This window comes from Candidatus Darwinibacter acetoxidans (assembly GCF_041936445.1).
Classification (GTDB): domain Bacteria; phylum Bacillota; class Limnochordia; order Darwinibacteriales; family Darwinibacteriaceae; genus DTU010.
Window position 1 is genome coordinate 1 of the sequence record NZ_JBHGXH010000303.1, and the last position, 15,310, is coordinate 15,310.

The 15,310-nt window shown below is 59.6% G+C and carries 15 protein-coding genes, 1 tRNA gene and 1 other annotated feature; of the genes, 1 reads left to right on the plus strand and 15 read right to left on the minus strand.

Annotated elements, in window-relative coordinates:
* Positions 1-263 precede the first annotated feature (263 nt).
* Positions 264-863 carry a 30S ribosomal protein S4 gene (gene rpsD / locus ACE4YL_RS12555; RefSeq protein WP_461359912.1) on the plus strand — a complete coding sequence of 200 codons (600 nt, stop codon included), beginning with the start codon at positions 264-266 and terminating at the stop codon, positions 861-863.
* 262 nt (positions 864-1,125) lie between these two features.
* Here rpsD and ACE4YL_RS12560 read toward each other — a convergent pair.
* The 15 genes from ACE4YL_RS12560 to kce all read right to left on the minus strand — a co-directional run bounded on the left by ACE4YL_RS12560 (position 1,126) and on the right by kce (position 15,308).
* Positions 1,126-1,199: transfer RNA gene (locus ACE4YL_RS12560), tRNA-Cys, on the minus strand.
* A gap of 350 nt (positions 1,200-1,549) precedes the next feature.
* Positions 1,550-2,791, minus strand: a complete 1,242-nt coding sequence (locus tag ACE4YL_RS12565; RefSeq protein WP_461359532.1) for a solute carrier family 23 protein — start codon at positions 2,789-2,791, stop codon at positions 1,550-1,552.
* Between the two features lie 44 nt (positions 2,792-2,835).
* A complete protein-coding gene (pyrR, locus tag ACE4YL_RS12570) occupies positions 2,836-3,417 on the minus strand; it encodes a bifunctional pyr operon transcriptional regulator/uracil phosphoribosyltransferase PyrR (protein ID WP_461359531.1) in 582 nt (193 codons plus the stop codon).
* Positions 3,418-3,528: 111 nt separating this feature from the next.
* A complete protein-coding gene (locus tag ACE4YL_RS12575) occupies positions 3,529-4,449 on the minus strand; it encodes an RluA family pseudouridine synthase (protein ID WP_461359530.1) in 921 nt (306 codons plus the stop codon).
* Positions 4,430-4,870, minus strand: coding sequence for a signal peptidase II (gene lspA / locus ACE4YL_RS12580; RefSeq protein WP_461359529.1), 441 nt, complete (start codon positions 4,868-4,870; stop codon positions 4,430-4,432). Before lspA ends, ACE4YL_RS12575 begins: the two co-directional genes overlap by 20 nt.
* A gap of 18 nt (positions 4,871-4,888) precedes the next feature.
* Positions 4,889-5,446, minus strand: a complete 558-nt coding sequence (locus ACE4YL_RS12585) for a TraR/DksA C4-type zinc finger protein (RefSeq protein ID WP_461359528.1) — start codon at positions 5,444-5,446, stop codon at positions 4,889-4,891.
* A 2-nt stretch (positions 5,447-5,448) separates the two neighbouring features.
* Positions 5,449-5,766, minus strand: coding sequence for a DUF5665 domain-containing protein (locus ACE4YL_RS12590; protein WP_461359527.1), 318 nt, complete (start codon positions 5,764-5,766; stop codon positions 5,449-5,451).
* 69 nt (positions 5,767-5,835) lie between these two features.
* On the minus strand, positions 5,836-8,616 hold the full coding sequence (ileS, locus tag ACE4YL_RS12595) for an isoleucine--tRNA ligase (protein ID WP_461360059.1): 2,781 nt from the start codon (positions 8,614-8,616) through the stop codon (positions 5,836-5,838).
* A 37-nt stretch (positions 8,617-8,653) separates the two neighbouring features.
* Positions 8,654-8,872: a binding site (T-box leader), on the minus strand.
* Positions 8,873-8,964: 92 nt separating this feature from the next.
* Complete coding sequence (locus tag ACE4YL_RS12600; RefSeq protein WP_461360058.1) at positions 8,965-9,738, minus strand: enoyl-CoA hydratase/isomerase family protein; 774 nt, start codon at positions 9,736-9,738, stop codon at positions 8,965-8,967.
* An 18-nt stretch (positions 9,739-9,756) separates the two neighbouring features.
* On the minus strand, positions 9,757-10,599 hold the full coding sequence (locus tag ACE4YL_RS12605; protein WP_461359020.1) for a 3-hydroxyacyl-CoA dehydrogenase family protein: 843 nt from the start codon (positions 10,597-10,599) through the stop codon (positions 9,757-9,759).
* Positions 10,600-10,620: 21 nt separating this feature from the next.
* Positions 10,621-11,802 (minus strand): acetyl-CoA C-acetyltransferase, encoded by a 1,182-nt coding sequence (locus ACE4YL_RS12610; RefSeq protein WP_461359021.1) that lies wholly within the window; start codon positions 11,800-11,802, stop codon positions 10,621-10,623.
* A gap of 38 nt (positions 11,803-11,840) precedes the next feature.
* Positions 11,841-13,112: a lysine 2,3-aminomutase gene (gene kamA, locus ACE4YL_RS12615; RefSeq protein WP_461367126.1), complete on the minus strand. Its 1,272-nt coding sequence runs from the start codon at positions 13,110-13,112 to the stop codon at positions 11,841-11,843.
* 25 nt (positions 13,113-13,137) lie between these two features.
* On the minus strand, positions 13,138-13,806 hold the full coding sequence (locus ACE4YL_RS12620; protein ID WP_461359023.1) for a 3-oxoacid CoA-transferase subunit B: 669 nt from the start codon (positions 13,804-13,806) through the stop codon (positions 13,138-13,140).
* The gene (locus tag ACE4YL_RS12625) at positions 13,799-14,461 is read right to left on the minus strand and encodes a CoA transferase subunit A (protein WP_461359024.1); all 663 of its coding nucleotides are present in this window, start codon (positions 14,459-14,461) and stop codon (positions 13,799-13,801) included. The genes ACE4YL_RS12620 and ACE4YL_RS12625 overlap by 8 nt, the downstream gene beginning before the upstream one ends.
* A 25-nt stretch (positions 14,462-14,486) precedes the next feature.
* On the minus strand, positions 14,487-15,308 hold the full coding sequence (gene kce, locus ACE4YL_RS12630) for a 3-keto-5-aminohexanoate cleavage enzyme (protein WP_461360056.1): 822 nt from the start codon (positions 15,306-15,308) through the stop codon (positions 14,487-14,489).
* Between the last annotated feature and the right edge of the window lie 2 nt (positions 15,309-15,310).

The window sequence follows — 15,310 nt, forward strand, 5'->3', positions numbered from 1 at the left end:
CTAAACGGCATATCTGCATGGGAAGCGGTGGAAAGTCTGGCACGAGCAGGATAAACCAAGCCGAGCGAGGAACAGAAACCCTTCGTTGAGTCAGAGAGAAGACGAGCGAAAATCCGTTTCATTTAGAGTTGCATTTCTGCATTGTTCTCCAGCTAAATTACCCTTGCAAATCCGAACAAATGTGGTATCCTAGTGAGGGAAACATTGACAAGGCGCGGCTGCTTTGGCAACTAGAATTACTGTACGAGGAGAGAGAAAAGTAAATGTCACGTTACACAGGACCAACGTGGAAGGTAAGTCGACGTTTGGGCTTTTCCCTAAGCGAAACAGGGAAAGAGCTCCGCAAGCGCCCATATCCACCTGGGCAGCATGGTCAAGGCCGCCGCAAACAGAGCAACTACGGGCGGCAGCTCCAGGAAAAGCAGAAACTGCGCTTCCTGTATGGCTTGAGCGAAAAGCAGTTTAGCAACCTCTTCGGCAAAGCCGCCAAGATGCCGGGCATTACCGGTGAGAACTTCATGATTCTTCTGGAATCCCGGTTGGATAATCTCGTGTACCGCCTGGGGTTTGCCCGCACCAGAAGGGGAGCCCGGCAGCTGGTCACCCACGGCCACATCACCGTCAATGGGAAGAAAGTTGATATCCCCAGCTACCATGTGAATGTGGGCGATGTGATCGGATTGCGGGAAAAGAGCCGCAACCTGCAGGTTGTGGAGGAAGCTCTTTCGGTACGCCCCAGCGTGCCAGAGTACCTGAGCTACGATGAGAATTCCCGCACAGGAACCTACGTACGGCTGCCCAAGAGAGAAGAACTGAACCAAGACATCAACGAAGCAGAAATCGTAGAGTTTTACTCCAGGTAAGACAGGCAGAGACCCCGCAGCAGGCGGGGTCTCTTTGCGTAAGAAAAAAAAACGGCCCAGCCGCTCTCACGGTGTGCCATTTCTTGCTGAGTTATTTACCGCAGGCCTTGCATACTTTGAGATCCCCTTTTTCCCAAAGCAGCTTCACTCCGGTCTTTCCACACGAGGGGCAAGTCCCTCTCCAGCCTGGACCTTTAACGTTCTTACCTCTTTTTGCTTTGGCCACGAACCAGTTACCCCCCTTTTCCTCACTGCATTAAAGTGGAGGCGGCACCCAGATTCGAACTGGGGATGGGGCTTTTGCAGAGCCCTGCCTTACCACTTGGCTATGCCGCCTCAGCCATTAAAATCTTATCACCTTTGACCGCTCCTGTCAAGGATCCACAGGCCCGCATCCGCTTCGCCCAAGGTACGAAAACTTATTTTCCCGCGCGTATAATTTCCCCCATCCCGCTCCAAACTACAAGCGAGGGTGAGGACCCAGCTCAGCGAACCAAAGGGAGACGGCTGAACCGTAGACTGGAAAGCGGAAAATTCGGCTAAGCCCTCGCGTCCCCCTTTGGCTGACCAACCACAACCACAATGAAACGCTAGTATTGGACCACCGCTGGGCAAGTCCGCGGCCCCGTTTTCCCGGTTTACGCGAAAAAGAGGAGCAGCTCTGCTCCTCTTTGCCTTTTCCAGCCTCAGTTTTTCGCTCCGCTGGTTCCGTTCTTGGGCAGGACCAGGTTGAGGATGATACCCACCACTGCAGCCAGGGCCATGCCGTGCAGTTTGACCTCGCCCAAGCCCAGCTGAGCTCCGCCGATACCCAGCACCAAAATGACGGAAGAGATGATCAGATTACGCTTGTCGCCGTAGTCAATACCCGCTTCCACCAGGGTTCTCATGCCCGAAGCGGCAATCACGCCAAACAGGACCACTGATACTCCGCCCATGACGGCAGAGGGAATGGTGGAAATTAGGGCACCGAACTTCTGGATGAAGGACATGGCCACAGCCAGCCCCGCCGCGACAGCGATAACCGAAACCTGGTGCACACCTGTGATGGCCAGAACGCCCACATTCTCCCCGTAGGTGGTGTTGGGCGGGCCGCCCACCAAGCCAGCCCAGGTTGTAGCTAACCCATCTCCCAGAAGGGTGCGGTGCAGACCCGGGTCTTTGTAGAACTGTTTACCGGTGATCCTACTCAGTACCAGCACATCGCCTAGGTGCTCGGTAATGGTCACCAACGACACGGGCAGGACCATGGCGATGGCCGCCCAGTTGAACTTGGGCACCATGAACTTGGGCAGGCCGATCCAGGCCGCTTCCACCACGGGGCTGAAATCCACCACGCCGTTGAGCAGGGCAAAGATGTAGCCAGCGATGATGCCGATGAGGATGGGAACCACAGCGAAAAAGCCTTTGAAGAACATGGTACCCAGCACCGTCACGATGATAGTGAAAAGAGCAACGCGTACATCAGGATTGGCCAGAGACCCGCCGCCGGTAAGGCCCGCCATCTCCACCGCAGTGCCCGCCAGACCAAGACCGATCACCATGATCACTGAGCCGATAACAACTGGAGGCAGCACCCTATCAATCCAATCCGTCCCGATGCGGGCTACAAGTAGGGCCACCACTGCGTACACCAATCCCACTGCCACTCCCCCGCCCAGGGCGTATTGGGGGCCCCAGATGGAAGCGATGCTGATGATGGGCGCGATAAAGGCAAAGGATGAGCCTAAGTAGGCCGGTACTTTGCCCTGGGTAATGAGGATGAATAGCAGTGTACCGCTGCCGGAGGTAAATAACGCCACAGCCGGATCAAAACCTGTCAACAGGGGAACCAGAACTGTAGCGCCAAACATGGCGAACAAATGCTGAAAGCCTAGGGCCAGATGCTGCCCCACACCCAACTGCCGCTGCCCAACTACCGTTTTCATTAGTTAAACTCCTCCTTTTAAGTCTCACTGGACTTGCTTAAAGGTTAGTCTCTCTCCAAAATCAGCACACGTTCATCTTGATCCGTTTCCCTGAGCCGCACCGCGATCACTTCCTTAGCGGAGGTGGGCACGTTCTTGCCCACATAGTCGGCCCTGATGGGCAACTCTCGGTGGCCCCGGTCAACCAAGACCGCCAGCTGCACCCTGGCCGGACGGCCCAGGTCCATGATGGCATCCAGGGCTGCCCGGGCAGTCCTGCCGGTAAACAGCACATCATCCACCAGCACCACAGTCCTGCCCTCCACGCTCACCGGCATGGAAGTGTGGCTGACGATGGGCTGTTCCGCCACGGAGCTGAGGTCATCGCGGTAAAGGGTGATATCCAAAACGCCTACCGGCACTTGTACGCCCTCAATCCGCTCAATCACCTTGGCCAGCCGCTGGGCCAGGGGAACCCCTCTGGTGCGGATGCCCACCAAAAGCACTCCGTCGGTGCCGCGATTGCGCTCCACAATTTCGTGGCCGATCCTGGTTAAGGCCCGCCTGATTTGTTCCCCGTCGAGAATCTGGGCTTTTTCCCGGAGAATACTCTCACCTCCCCATAAAAAAATGCTGCTTCCACGCACAGTCCGCGGGCAAGAAGCAGCCTACTTCCGTATCCCTTCCTTGCCAGCCTCTCTGTGCTCGCTTAAAGGAACTAAGCTTTTTCTCCACTCTACACCAAGAAACAGGGCTTGTCAATCAATTTGTCGCGCCTTGGCCACAATCTCCCAAAACTCGGGTCCCGGGTCCGAGCTGAACTCCAGAAGCTGGCCGTCGGGGTGCTGAAAGGCCAGGTAGCAGGCATGGAGCAATTGGCTCTTGGCACCCAAGTTGCCTGATTTGTAACCATAGACCGGATCCCCCACGATGGGATGGTGGATGCTGGCTAGATGCACCCGGATCTGGTGCGTACGCCCGGTGATCAGCTCCAATCTCAGCAGAGTGTATTTCCTAAACCGCTCCTGGACAGTGAACACCGTCTGGGCCGGGCGGCCCGTTTCCACCACCGCCATTTTCTTGCGGTTTTTCGGATGGCGCCCAATGGGCTTGTCGATCAGGCCTTCATCCTCCCGCACCGCGCCGTGGACCAAAGCCAGGTAGTGCTTGTCCATCAAACGGTTCTTGAGCAGGTGGGCCAGGTGGGCGTGGCAGCGGTCTGTCTTGGCCACCACCAAAAGCCCGCTGGTGTCTTTGTCCAGCCTATGCACTAGGCCCGGCCGTTCGGGACCGCCCCCTTCCGCCAGATCAGCAAAGTGGTAGAGCAGAGCGTGGACCAGCGTCTCGCTGACATTGCCCGCGCCGGGATGCACCACTAGACCCTTGGGCTTGTTGATCACCGCGAGTTCCTCATCTTCATAGATGATCTCCAGGGGTATCGGCTGCGGCTCCAAACTGGGCTCCGGCTCCATTGGTAGGGTTACCCGGATCTCATCGCCCGCGCGGAGTTTGTAGCCCGCCTTCACCAATGCTTCATTCACCAGCACCAGCCCGTCGTCGATCAAACGCTTCACCTGGGAGCGGCTGAGCTCCAGGCGCTCACTGAGGTACACATCCAAACGGCCGCCCGAGTCTTCAGTTACGGTCAACACGCGCCTTTCAGCGGGTTTGGGGGTCATGAACCAAAACCTCCCAAAACAGCAGGGCTACACCCAGCACAATGGCCACATCGGCCACGTTGAACACGAAGATGCGGATGTCCAAAAAATCAATCACCGCTCCCCAGCGCAGCCGATCCAAGAGATTGCCCAAAGCCCCCACAACGCTGATCACCACGCCCCAGCGCACAAAGGCGCTTTTCGCTTTCAGCTTCTTCCAGTGCATCAAGACCAAGGACAGGCAGACCAGGGCAACGAGGGAAAGCACAGCCACTCTCCCCTGAAAAAGCCCGAAGGCCGCCCCCCGATTCTGCACATAGGTGAGGTAGAAGATGGGTGGAATGATGGGAATGCTTTCCCCATCGTGCATGTTGGCCATAACCAAATGTTTAGAAACTCGGTCAGCGAGCAGAATCAAGCCCGCCGCAAGTGCATAACTCAACGGCTAAAGCCCCTTCCCCTATTCTCTGCCGATATTATTCTGTATCTGGGAAGGAATTCCCTGCCTGCTGCTGGAGGTGCCGAATTCAGCCACCTCTTCCCAGGCCGCATCGCGGTCAAAGGCGTAATCCAACCTCCCCCGCAAACCAGCCTCGGGGGGCCTGCGCAGCGCTTCCTCCTCCACGGGGCGCGCCGTTTGTTCCTCCGTTTCCCGCTCCTTCTTGCACTGCACGCAAAGGACAGTCCGGGGCAGGGCCAGAAGCCGCTCCTCGGGAATGGGCTGGCCGCAGCTTTGGCAGATCCCGTAACTTCCCTTGCGTATGGCCTCTTGAGCCTCGGCGACCTCCGCGAGCTGTTTGCGAGCGGCCTGGAGCAAACCCAGGTCCTTACTGCGCTCGTACATCTGGGAGCCGTAGTCGGCGGGATGGTTGTCATAGGCGGAAAGTTCCCGATCCGCCTCATCCGCGGGTGTCTCCAGACCCCCAGGTCCGGTGAGCCGCTCCACCACCGCCAGCAGCTCTTCCTTTTCTTGTTCCAGCAGTTTCTGCAGTTCCTGTAAACGTCCTTGGTTGATCATACCTAATGCCTCCGGGCCAGTTCGTTTTGGACGATGCGGGTGATTTCGGCGATGAACTCCCCCACCACAGGCAGATTCCAGGAAGCCAGTTTACCCAATCCATAAAGGAAGAAAGCGCCCACCACCGTAAAGCCTATGGCCAGTCCGAATCCCCGGGCGATGCCCGCCAGGAAATTGAGGTAGAGCAGGCGCCGGGGCTTGCGGTAAAGCTCGATGTACTCGGCTATGCTTGCCTTTTCCAAGGCTAGGGCCAGGTGCTCCAATCTGGTCAGGAGTGTCTGAATCAAACCTGGACTGATCCTCTCTCCCACTTCATCCACCCTTTCGCCCTTAGAGTATGCAAAACCCCCATCCGTATTCCCTACGGATGGGGGTCAACATACAGCCTGTTAGCCTTGGACCACCTCTAGGCAGCGCCGGCAGATGCCGGGATGCTCCGGATCCGAACTGAGCTCGGCGAAGTACTTCCAGCAGCGCTGGCATTTTTCGCCTTCCGCCCGGAACACATCCACCGCCAGTCCCGGTTCGCTGTAGAGGGTCTGCCCCGCCTCTTCCCAAGGCTTCACTTCCACCTGGGAAACGATGAACAGCAGGCGCAGGTCCGGGGCAAAGGCCTCAAGGACATCCCTTTTGGCCTGGTCCGCGTAGAGCACCAAGCGGGCTTCGTTGGCTCCGCCAATCACCTTAGCGGTGCGGGCCAGCTCCAAACCCTTGGCCACGATGCGCCTGATCTCCAGGAACTCGTCCCAGCGGCGTTCCAGCTCTTCATCCCAGTACTCGGCGGGCAGCTCCTGCCAGGTGGAAAAATGCACGCTCTTCTCCGGCCGCACCTGTTCGGGCAGGTAGCCCCAGATCTCTTCGGCAGTAAAGACCAGGATCGGGGCGATGAGCTGGGCCAGTTCCTTGATGATGGCCAGGAAGGCCGTCTGCGCGGAGCGGCGCTCCCTGCTGTCCGGAGCATCGCAGTAAAGGCGATCCTTCAGCACATCGAGGTAGAACCCGCCCAGATCCACCGCACAGAACTGGTGCACAGCGTGGTACACGATGTGGAAATCGTAAGCGGCATAGGCCTTCCGCACTCTCTTGCTGAGCTTGGACAGCTGCATCAATGCCCAGCGATCAAGCTCTTCCATCTCCCCGTAGGGAACGCTGTGTACCGCCGGGTCGAAATCGTGCAGGTTGCCCAGGATAAAGCGGGCGGTGTTGCGGATCCGCCGGTAGACATCGGACAGCTGTTTGAGGATATCTGGGGAGATGCGGATATCGCCCCGGAAATCGGCGGAGGAAACCCACAGCCGCAAAATATCTGCGCCGTACTGCTCCCAGACTTCTTCCGGAGCAATGACGTTGCCCAAGGACTTGGACATCTTATACCCTTCCCCATCCACCACCATACCGTGGGTGAGCACAGACCGGTAGGGAGCCTGGCCCTTGGTGGCCACCGCCACAGACAGGGAGGACTGGAACCAGCCCCGGTGCTGATCGCTGCCCTCTAAATAGAGGTCAGCGGGCCAGGACAGCCCGTCCCTGGAAGTGAGCACCGCCCAGTGGGAGACGCCGGAGTCAAACCACACATCCATGGTATCCGTCTCTTTTTCGAAGCTGGTGCCGCCGCAGGCCGGGCAGGTAAAGCCCGGAGGCAGAAGCTCCTGGGCGGACTTCTCAAACCAGGCGTTGGAGCCCTCTTGGCTGAAGATCTCCGCCACATGGTCCACAGTCTCCCGGGAGGCAATGGTCTCTCCACAGGCACAGTAAAAGACGGGGATGGGCACACCCCAAACCCTCTGCCGGGAGATGCACCAATCGCCGCGCTCGGCTACCATGCCTCTGATGCGGTCAATGCCCCAACTGGGAATCCACTGGACTCCGTCAATGGCCTGGAGCATGGCCTCCCGGAACTGCTCGATGGAGATGAACCACTGATCAGTAGCACGGTAGATCACCGGTTCCTTACAGCGCCAGCAGTGGGGATAGGCGTGATCCACAAAATCCAGTTTCAAAAGGTCCCCTGAGCGCTCCAGATCACCGGTGACCGCCCGGTTGCCCTCGTCCAGCGTTAAGCCGGCGTAGGGCCCCGCCTCTTCCGTAAACCGTCCCTCGGCATCCACCGGCGAGAGTACGGGCAGATCATATTCCAACCCAACCAGGTAGTCTTCGTGGCCGTGCCCCGGCGCCGTATGCACACAGCCGGTACCGGCTTCCAAGGTCACATGACCGCCCAGGATGACCAGGGAATCCCGCTCCAAGAGGGGATGGCGGCACACAACGCCCTCCAGCTCTACACCCTTAAACTCGCCCACCACTGCCTGGGCTTCCAGGCCCAGCTCCTCCAGGACGCCCTTGGCCAGTTCTTTGGCCATGAGCAGCTTTCCCCGCTCGGTCTGCACCAAGACGTATTCAAATTGGGGATGCAGGGCAATGGCTAAGTTCGCCGGTATGGTCCAGGGCGTGGTGGTCCAGATCACGATGTAGGTATCTTCTTCAGGGAGAAGACCCCTGCCATCCCGCACCGGGAAACGCACATAGATGCTGGGGGAGCGGTGGTCGTGATACTCAATCTCCGCCTCGGCCAGGGCAGTCTGGCAGTCTGCGCACCAGTACACAGGCTTTTTGGCTTTGTAGACATAACCCTTTTCCACCATGTCCCCGAACAAGCGGATCTGGGTGGCCTCATAGTGGGGATGCATGGTGATGTAGGGGTCGGCCCACTCTCCCCAGACCCCCAGGCGCCTAAACTGGCTGCGCTGGTTATCGATCTGCTCCAGGGCATAGGCGGCGCAGTGCTTCCGAAACTCAGAGACGGACATCCCTTCCCGCTTTTTCCCCAGGGCCCTGACCACATGCAGCTCAATGGGCAAGCCGTGGGTGTCCCAGCCGGGAACATAGGGGCACTGATAGCCGGCCAAAGAGCGGGAGCGAATGACGATATCCTTCAGCACTTTATTCAGCGCCGTGCCGATATGGATGTTACCGTTGGCGTACGGAGGGCCATCGTGCAGAATGAACGTGGGCCTGTTCTGGGCCCTGCCCAGCTCCTGCAGCTGGCCGTAATAATCCTCAGCGTCCCACTTCTCCAGCATGGCAGGTTCCCGCTGGGGCAGATTCCCCCGCATAGGAAAGTCTGTCACAGGCAGCTGTAACGTGTGTTGATATGCCGATCCTTTTTCCATAACTACTCCTCCCCTGTACCATAAAAAAACCGCCCCGGAAAGGGACGGAAATGACCGCGGTACCACCCTAGTTAAGACGCCGGTACACCAAGCGCCTTCACTCTGCGGGTATAACGGTACCACCGGCTCAGCCTACTTCGAGGTTCAGCTGGCAACTCCCGGGTGATCTTCCTTAGCTGTTCCTGGCATCCGCTCGCACCTGCCCGGACTCTCTGCAGCCACTCCCAGCTAGTACTCTCCCGTTCATCGTCTTTTCCAATATTGTCGATATTATACCCAACCAGCACCGAGAAGTCAACACCGATCGGGGGCGGGAGATAGCTTCTCCCGCCCTCCTTCAGTACCATTTTACTTGTCTTGAAAAACCGGGGTGCGCTTTTCCAAAAAGGCCTGCAGTCCTTCCCGGGCATCTTCATGGGTGAAGCACTCCCCGAAAAGCTCCGCCTCGCCTTGGCCGCTGGCTGCTTTGAGCCCCACCGAGGCGTTTACGGCCCGCTTAGCCAAAGCCAGGATGGGACCAGACTTAGCTGCCAGTTCTTGGGCCAAGGCCTGGGCCCGAGGCAGAAGCTCCTCCGGCTCCAGCACTTCCAGGACTAAACCGGCGTCCAGCGCTTCCTGGGCTGTATAGCGCCTCCCGGAAAAAATCCATTCCTTGGCCCGGGTAGGGCCGATCAAGCGGGGCAGCCGCTGGGTGCCCCCAAAACCGGGGATGATGCCCAGACCAATCTCGGGCTGGGCGAACACTGCCTTACTGGAAGCCAGGCGCAGATCGCAGGCCAAGGCCAGCTCCAGGCCCCCGCCCAGGGCGTAGCCGTTGATCGCGGCGATGAAGACGGCGGGATGGTCTTCCATCTGCTGGAAAATCCGGTTTCCCTTCAGGGAAAAGGCTCTGGCCGCTTCCGGATCCATCTCCGCCATGGCCTTCACATCCGCCCCCGCGGCAAAGGCTCGGCCCTGTCCTGTCAGGACCACCGCCTTTACCCCCTCCCCTTGGAGGTGGTTAAGGAGGTCTTCCAGTTCATCCAGGGCCTGTTCATCCAGGACATTGAGCTTCTCTGGCCGGGCCAGCTCCAAGAGGCCTGCCTTCCCGCTCAGGGTAAGCTGAAAACACTCCAAATGCACCTTGTTCCCCCCTGGCCTTTAGTCGTAGCTGTAAAAGCCGCTGCCGGTTTTGCGCCCCAGCTTCCCGGCGCGCACCAACTTGCGCAGGAGGGGCGCGGGACGGTATTTATCCTCACCCAGTTCCGCCTGGAGCGTTTCCATGATGGCCAAGCAGATGTCCAAACCGATGAGGTCTGCCAGGGCCAAGGGCCCCATGGGGTGATTCGCCCCCAAGCGCATAGCGGTGTCAATATCCTCAGCTGAAGCCACGCCCTCCCCCAAGAGGAAGATGGCCTCGTTGATCATGGGCAGAAGCAGGCGGTTGACGATAAAGCCAGGGGCTTCCTCCACCACCACGGGAGTCTTGCCCAGGGCCTTGGCAAACTCCTTGCTCCTTTCCAGGCACTCCGGGGACGTAAAGGGCGTGCGCACCAGTTCCACCAGCTCCATCCGGGGCACCGGATTGAAGAAGTGGATGCCCACCACCCGCTGCGGTTCCCTGGTCACAGCGGCAATGGCGGTGACACTCAAGGCCGAGGTATTGGTGCCCAAGATACACTCGGGGGAACAGATCTCAGCCAACTTGCGGAAAAGCTCCTGTTTTAGCTCTAGATTCTCCGAGGCTGCTTCCACCACAACCTCTGCAGCCTTCAGCGCCTGGAGCTCATCGGCCACTTGGATCCTGGCCAAGAGCTCAGCTTTTTCCTCGGCCTCCAGGCGCCCCCTTTCCACCTGGCGGGCGAGGCGTTTTTCTATGGCTTTGAGCCCCGCCTCTGCCCTTTCCCGATCCACATCCAGGAGCACAACCTGTCCCACCGCTGCCGCCACTTCAGCAATTCCGCTGCCCATGGTTCCCGCGCCAATCACTCCTATAGTCCGCACACTGGTCACCTCCCCACAAAGCTACAGGCGCTCCACAGTCACGGCATAACCCTGTCCGCCGCCGATGCACAGGGTAGCCAACCCCTTTTGGGCCCCCCGCTGTTCCATGGCGTGCAGCAGCGTCACCAGGATCCGAGCGCCGCTCGCGCCAATGGGGTGGCCCAGGGCAATGGCTCCGCCGTTGACGTTGACCTTGGCCGGGTCCAGACCCAGCTCCCTCATGACCGCGATGGACTGGACGGCAAAGGCTTCATTGGCCTCAATCAGATCCAAATCGTCAATCTGCCAGTCGCATTTGGCCAGTGCCCTGCGGGTGGCTTCCACAGGGCCCAAACCCATAATCCCGGGATCCAGCGCGGAAGAAGCGTAGCTTTTCACCTGGGCCAAGGGTTTTAGGCCGAGGCTTTCCGCCTTTTCCCGGGACATGACCAAGAGAGCCGCGGCGCCGTCGTTGATCCCAGAGGCGTTGCCCGCGGTCACGGTGCCATCTGGCTTAAACGCCGGGCGCAGCCGGGACAGGGACTCCACCGTAACCCCCTCCCGGGGATACTCATCCCGCTCAAACACGATGGGATCGCCCCGGCGCTGGGGAATGACCACCGGCACGATCTCAGCTTGGAAGCGGCCTTCCGCCAGGGCTTGCTGGCATTTTTCCTGGCTGGCCGCGGCAAACTCGTCCTGCTCAGCCCGGCTGATCTGCCAGCGCTCCGCGATGTTTTCCGCCGTGATACCCATGTGGGTATCTGTGAACGCGCACCAGAGGCCGTCCTTGATCATGGTGTCCGTCAGCTGTTCATGGCCCATACGGGCTCCCCAGCGCGCTTTCGGCACCGCATAGGGCGCAGTGCTCATGCTCTCCATACCGCCCACCACGAAGACATCTCCATCACCGGCCCGGATGGCTTGAGCCGCCAGGCCCACAGCCTTTAGGCCCGAGCCGCACACCTTGTTGATGGTGTATGCTGGAACAGTCTCCGGGATGCCCGCCTCCATGGCCGCCTGACGGGCGGGGTTCTGGCCCGCAGCCGCCTGCAGGACATTCCCTAAGATGACCTCATCGATCTCTTCCGGCGGCAGGTTCGTCTCTTCCAGGATCCGCCTTATCACCACTGCAGCCAGCTGCGGAGCAGTGAGGTCCTTCAGGGTGCCTCCGAAACTGCCGATGGCCGTGCGCAGTGCCTTGACAATGACCACTTCGCGCATGTTCATCCTCCTTTGCATTCCTCTTTCCTCGCCCCGCCTCAGGTGCTGGGCTTCTGCTTCCGGCGGCGCCTTTCCAAGTGGGCCGGCTCGATCGCCCGCTCCTCCATGGACTCCAAGAGCCCCGCCACGCCCCGGGACCTGCCCGCCTGCTCCCCTTCAGACTGCCAGCCTTCGTCGATGTACTGCGGCTCCACGTAGGTGGCAATCACCCCTTCGTAGTTGCGCAGCACCACCTTGGTTGGGGACATGCTGATCAAGTACTGGGGCATTACGGGCGTTTTGCCGCCGCCGCCGGGAACATCAATCACGTAAGTGGGCACCGCGTAACCTGAGATATGGCCCCGGAGCGCCTCCATGATCTCTAGACCCTTGGAGACTTTGGTCCGGAAATGCTCGATGCCCATGGACAGGTCGCACTGGTAGATGTAGTAAGGACGGACGCGGATTTTCACCAGCTCCAAAACGAGCCTTTTCATGATTTCGGGATTGTCGTTCACGCCCCGCAAGAGGACGCTCTGGTTGCCCACGGGGATACCGGCGTCCGCGATCCTTTCGCAGGCTGCCCTGGAAGCGGCTGTGATCTCTTTGGGATGGTTGAAGTGGGTATTCAGCCAGATGGGGTGGTACTTCTTCAGCATCTTGACCAGATCGCCGGTGATCCGCTGGGGCATCACCACCGGCGTGCGGGTGCCGATGCGGATGATTTCCACATGGGGGATGGCCCGCAGACGCTTGATGATCTCCTCCAGCCGCTGATCCGCCATGAGCAGGGCATCTCCACCGGAGAGGAGCACATCCCGAACCTGCGGCGTGTTTTTGATGTACTCAATGCCCTGCTCGATCAACTCCCAGCTCACACCGGCATCCCTCTGTCCGGCAAAGCGGCGCCGGGTGCAGTGGCGGCAGTACATGGAACACTGGTCCGTGATCAGAAACAGCACCCGATCGGGATAGCGGTGGGTTAAGCCCGGTACCGGCGAATCCTCCTCCTCGCTGAGGGGGTCCCGCATATCTGCTCTGCTGGCATAGGTCTCGTAGATGGTGGGTATGGCTTGCTTGCGGATGGGGCAGTTGGGATCAGTGGGGTCCATCAGTGAGGCATAGTAGGGCGTGATCCCCATCCGGAAGATCTCCAGTACCTTAGTGATATCAGCCTTCTCCGCCGCGGTTAAGGGCACAACCTTTTCCAGTTCCTCCACAGTCTGGATGCGATTGCGCACCTGCCAGTGCCAATCGTTCCACTCTGCTTCGCTGACGCCCCACCTGAGCCAAGGCTCCTGCTTTAGGCTTTCTTTTTTCACCGCACTCAACGCCAAACCTCCTTAGCACTTAAACTCAAACTGTCAGGACCATCTCCTTAAGCTCCGGGGAAATCTCCAGGGGAGCTTCCGTCAGTTCTCGAATCTGGTCCACCGTGAAATTGGGGTTCTTCTCCAGGAGCATCATCGTACCCCGATTGGGGCGAAGCACCCCCAGCTCGGTCACGATCAGATCCACTTCCCCCGCGGCTGTGAGGGGCAGGCGGCACTCCTTCAGCAGTTTGGGCTGGCCGTCCTTGGTGGTGTGGCTGGTGCCCACGATCACCTTTTTAGCCCCCACAACCAGATCCATGGCCCCGCCCATACCAGGGACCAGCTTACCGGGCACCATCCAGTTGGCCAGATTCCCCCAGGCATCTACCTCCAGGGCACCCAGCACGGTCACATCCACATGGCCGCCCCGGATGATGGCAAAGGACATGGCGCTGTCGAAAAAGCAGCCACCCGGCGCAATGGTCACAGGTTTACCCCCCGCGTTGACCAGATCCAGATCCTCCTGGCCCGGGGCGGGATCAGGTCCCAAGCCCAGCAGCCCGTTTTCCGACTGCAGAATGACTTCGATCCCCGGAGGTATGTACTGAGCCACCATGGTGGGCAGCCCAATGCCCAAATTGACCACATCGCCATGGGAGAGCTCCTGGGCAATCCGCTGAGCAATGATGACTCTTTTCTGTTCCTCAGTCACCGCTGCTCACCCCCTTTGTCAGAATATCCACGAAGATACCGGGGGTGACCACCTGGTCCGGGTCAAGTTCCCCCACTTCCAGGATTTCTTCCACCTCGGCGATGACCAGCTCCGCGGCCATGGCCATAATGGGATTGAAGTTCCGGGCGCTCTTGCGGTAGATCAAATTACCCTTGCGGTCGGCCTTCCAGGCTTTGATGAGTGCAACATCCGCATGCAGCGGCGTCTCTAAAAGATAAGTCCGGCCCTCAATCACAAACTCCTGCTTGCCCTCGGCCACAATCGTCCCCACCCCGGTGGGTGTGAGCACCCCGCCCAGGCCCGCTCCGCCACAGCGGATGCGCTCCACCAAGGTACCCTGGGGAACCAGCTCCACCTGAAGACGCCCTTCGATCATGCGCCGTCCCGTTTCCGGATTGGTCCCGATGTGGCTGGTGATCAGATTGGCAACCGCATCGGCACTGATCAGCATGCCAATGCCGTTACCCTGCACGCCCGTATCGTTGGCAATCAGTGTCAAATCGCGCACGCCCCTCCGGGCAAGTTCGGCGATGAGGTTCAGGGGCGCACCGCAGGTTAGAAAACCTCCGATCATCACGGTGCTGCCGTCTTTAACCTTCGCCACAGCTTCTGGCACTGATAAAATCTCGGGCATGTTTTCCCTCCCTTTTTGCACTATGTTATGTTTTCAGAGGCAGTCCCAAGATCTGCCTGGCTTCATCGGGGCTGGCCACTTCCCGCCCCAGTTCCCGCGCGAGGCGCACGACCCTGGCCACCAGCTGCCCTGTGCTCGTGGCCAGCTCCCCCTTGCGGTAGTAGATGTTGTCCTCAAAGCCCACCCGCACATGTCCGCCCATGGCGATGGCCACCGCGGCCAGGGGCGTCTCAAAGCGCCCTATCCCCGATACTGTCCAGGTGGCACCCGGGGGCAGAGCATCCACCAGGAAAACCAGATTGCGCACGGTGCCCGCCATGGCACCAGGGACTCCCAAAACGAAGTTGAAATGGAGCGGCTCCTCCACGAGGCCCTGCTTCACCAGGCGCAGTGCGTTATCGATCATCCCGGCCTCAAAGACCTCAAACTCCGGCTTGATGCCCCGTTCCTGCATCATGCGGGCCGCCTCTTCCACGAAACCCTGGGGATTGGCGAAGATGTCAGACCCGAAATTGCAGGTCCCCGTGGTCAAAGTGGCCATTTCCGGATTGAGCTCCAGGGGCTGCAGGCGCTCCTGGGCGCTGTGCCACACCGCCCCACCGGTGGAGGGCTGGAAGATCACCGGGCAGGCCTCCGCCACCAAACGCTGGATCTCCCGGTACACCTCCCGATCCTGGGTGGGGGTTCCATCGGCCAGCCGGGCGTGGACGTGGACGACGGCTGCTCCCGCCTCGTAGGCTTCCAGAGCCGCCTGGGCGATCTCTTCCGGTGTGATGGGCAGATTGGGCTGCTGCTCGCGGGTTACTTCTGCTCCTGTGAGGGCGGCGGTGATGATCAGTTTGGTCAACG

Coding starts and splice junctions, on each gene's coding strand:
- ACE4YL_RS12625 (WP_461359024.1), bottom strand. CDS start 14,461: ATGCCCGAGATTTTATCAGTGCCAGAAGCTGTGGCGAAGGTTAAAGAC.
- ACE4YL_RS12575 (WP_461359530.1), bottom strand. CDS start 4,449: ATGACCCCCAAACCCGCTGAAAGGCGCGTGTTGACCGTAACTGAAGAC.
- ACE4YL_RS12585 (WP_461359528.1), bottom strand. CDS start 5,446: ATGATCAACCAAGGACGTTTACAGGAACTGCAGAAACTGCTGGAACAA.
- rpsD (WP_461359912.1), top strand. CDS start 264: ATGTCACGTTACACAGGACCAACGTGGAAGGTAAGTCGACGTTTGGGC.
- ACE4YL_RS12565 (WP_461359532.1), bottom strand. CDS start 2,791: ATGAAAACGGTAGTTGGGCAGCGGCAGTTGGGTGTGGGGCAGCATCTG.
- ACE4YL_RS12610 (WP_461359021.1), bottom strand. CDS start 11,802: ATGCGCGAAGTGGTCATTGTCAAGGCACTGCGCACGGCCATCGGCAGT.
- ileS (WP_461360059.1), bottom strand. CDS start 8,616: ATGGAAAAAGGATCGGCATATCAACACACGTTACAGCTGCCTGTGACA.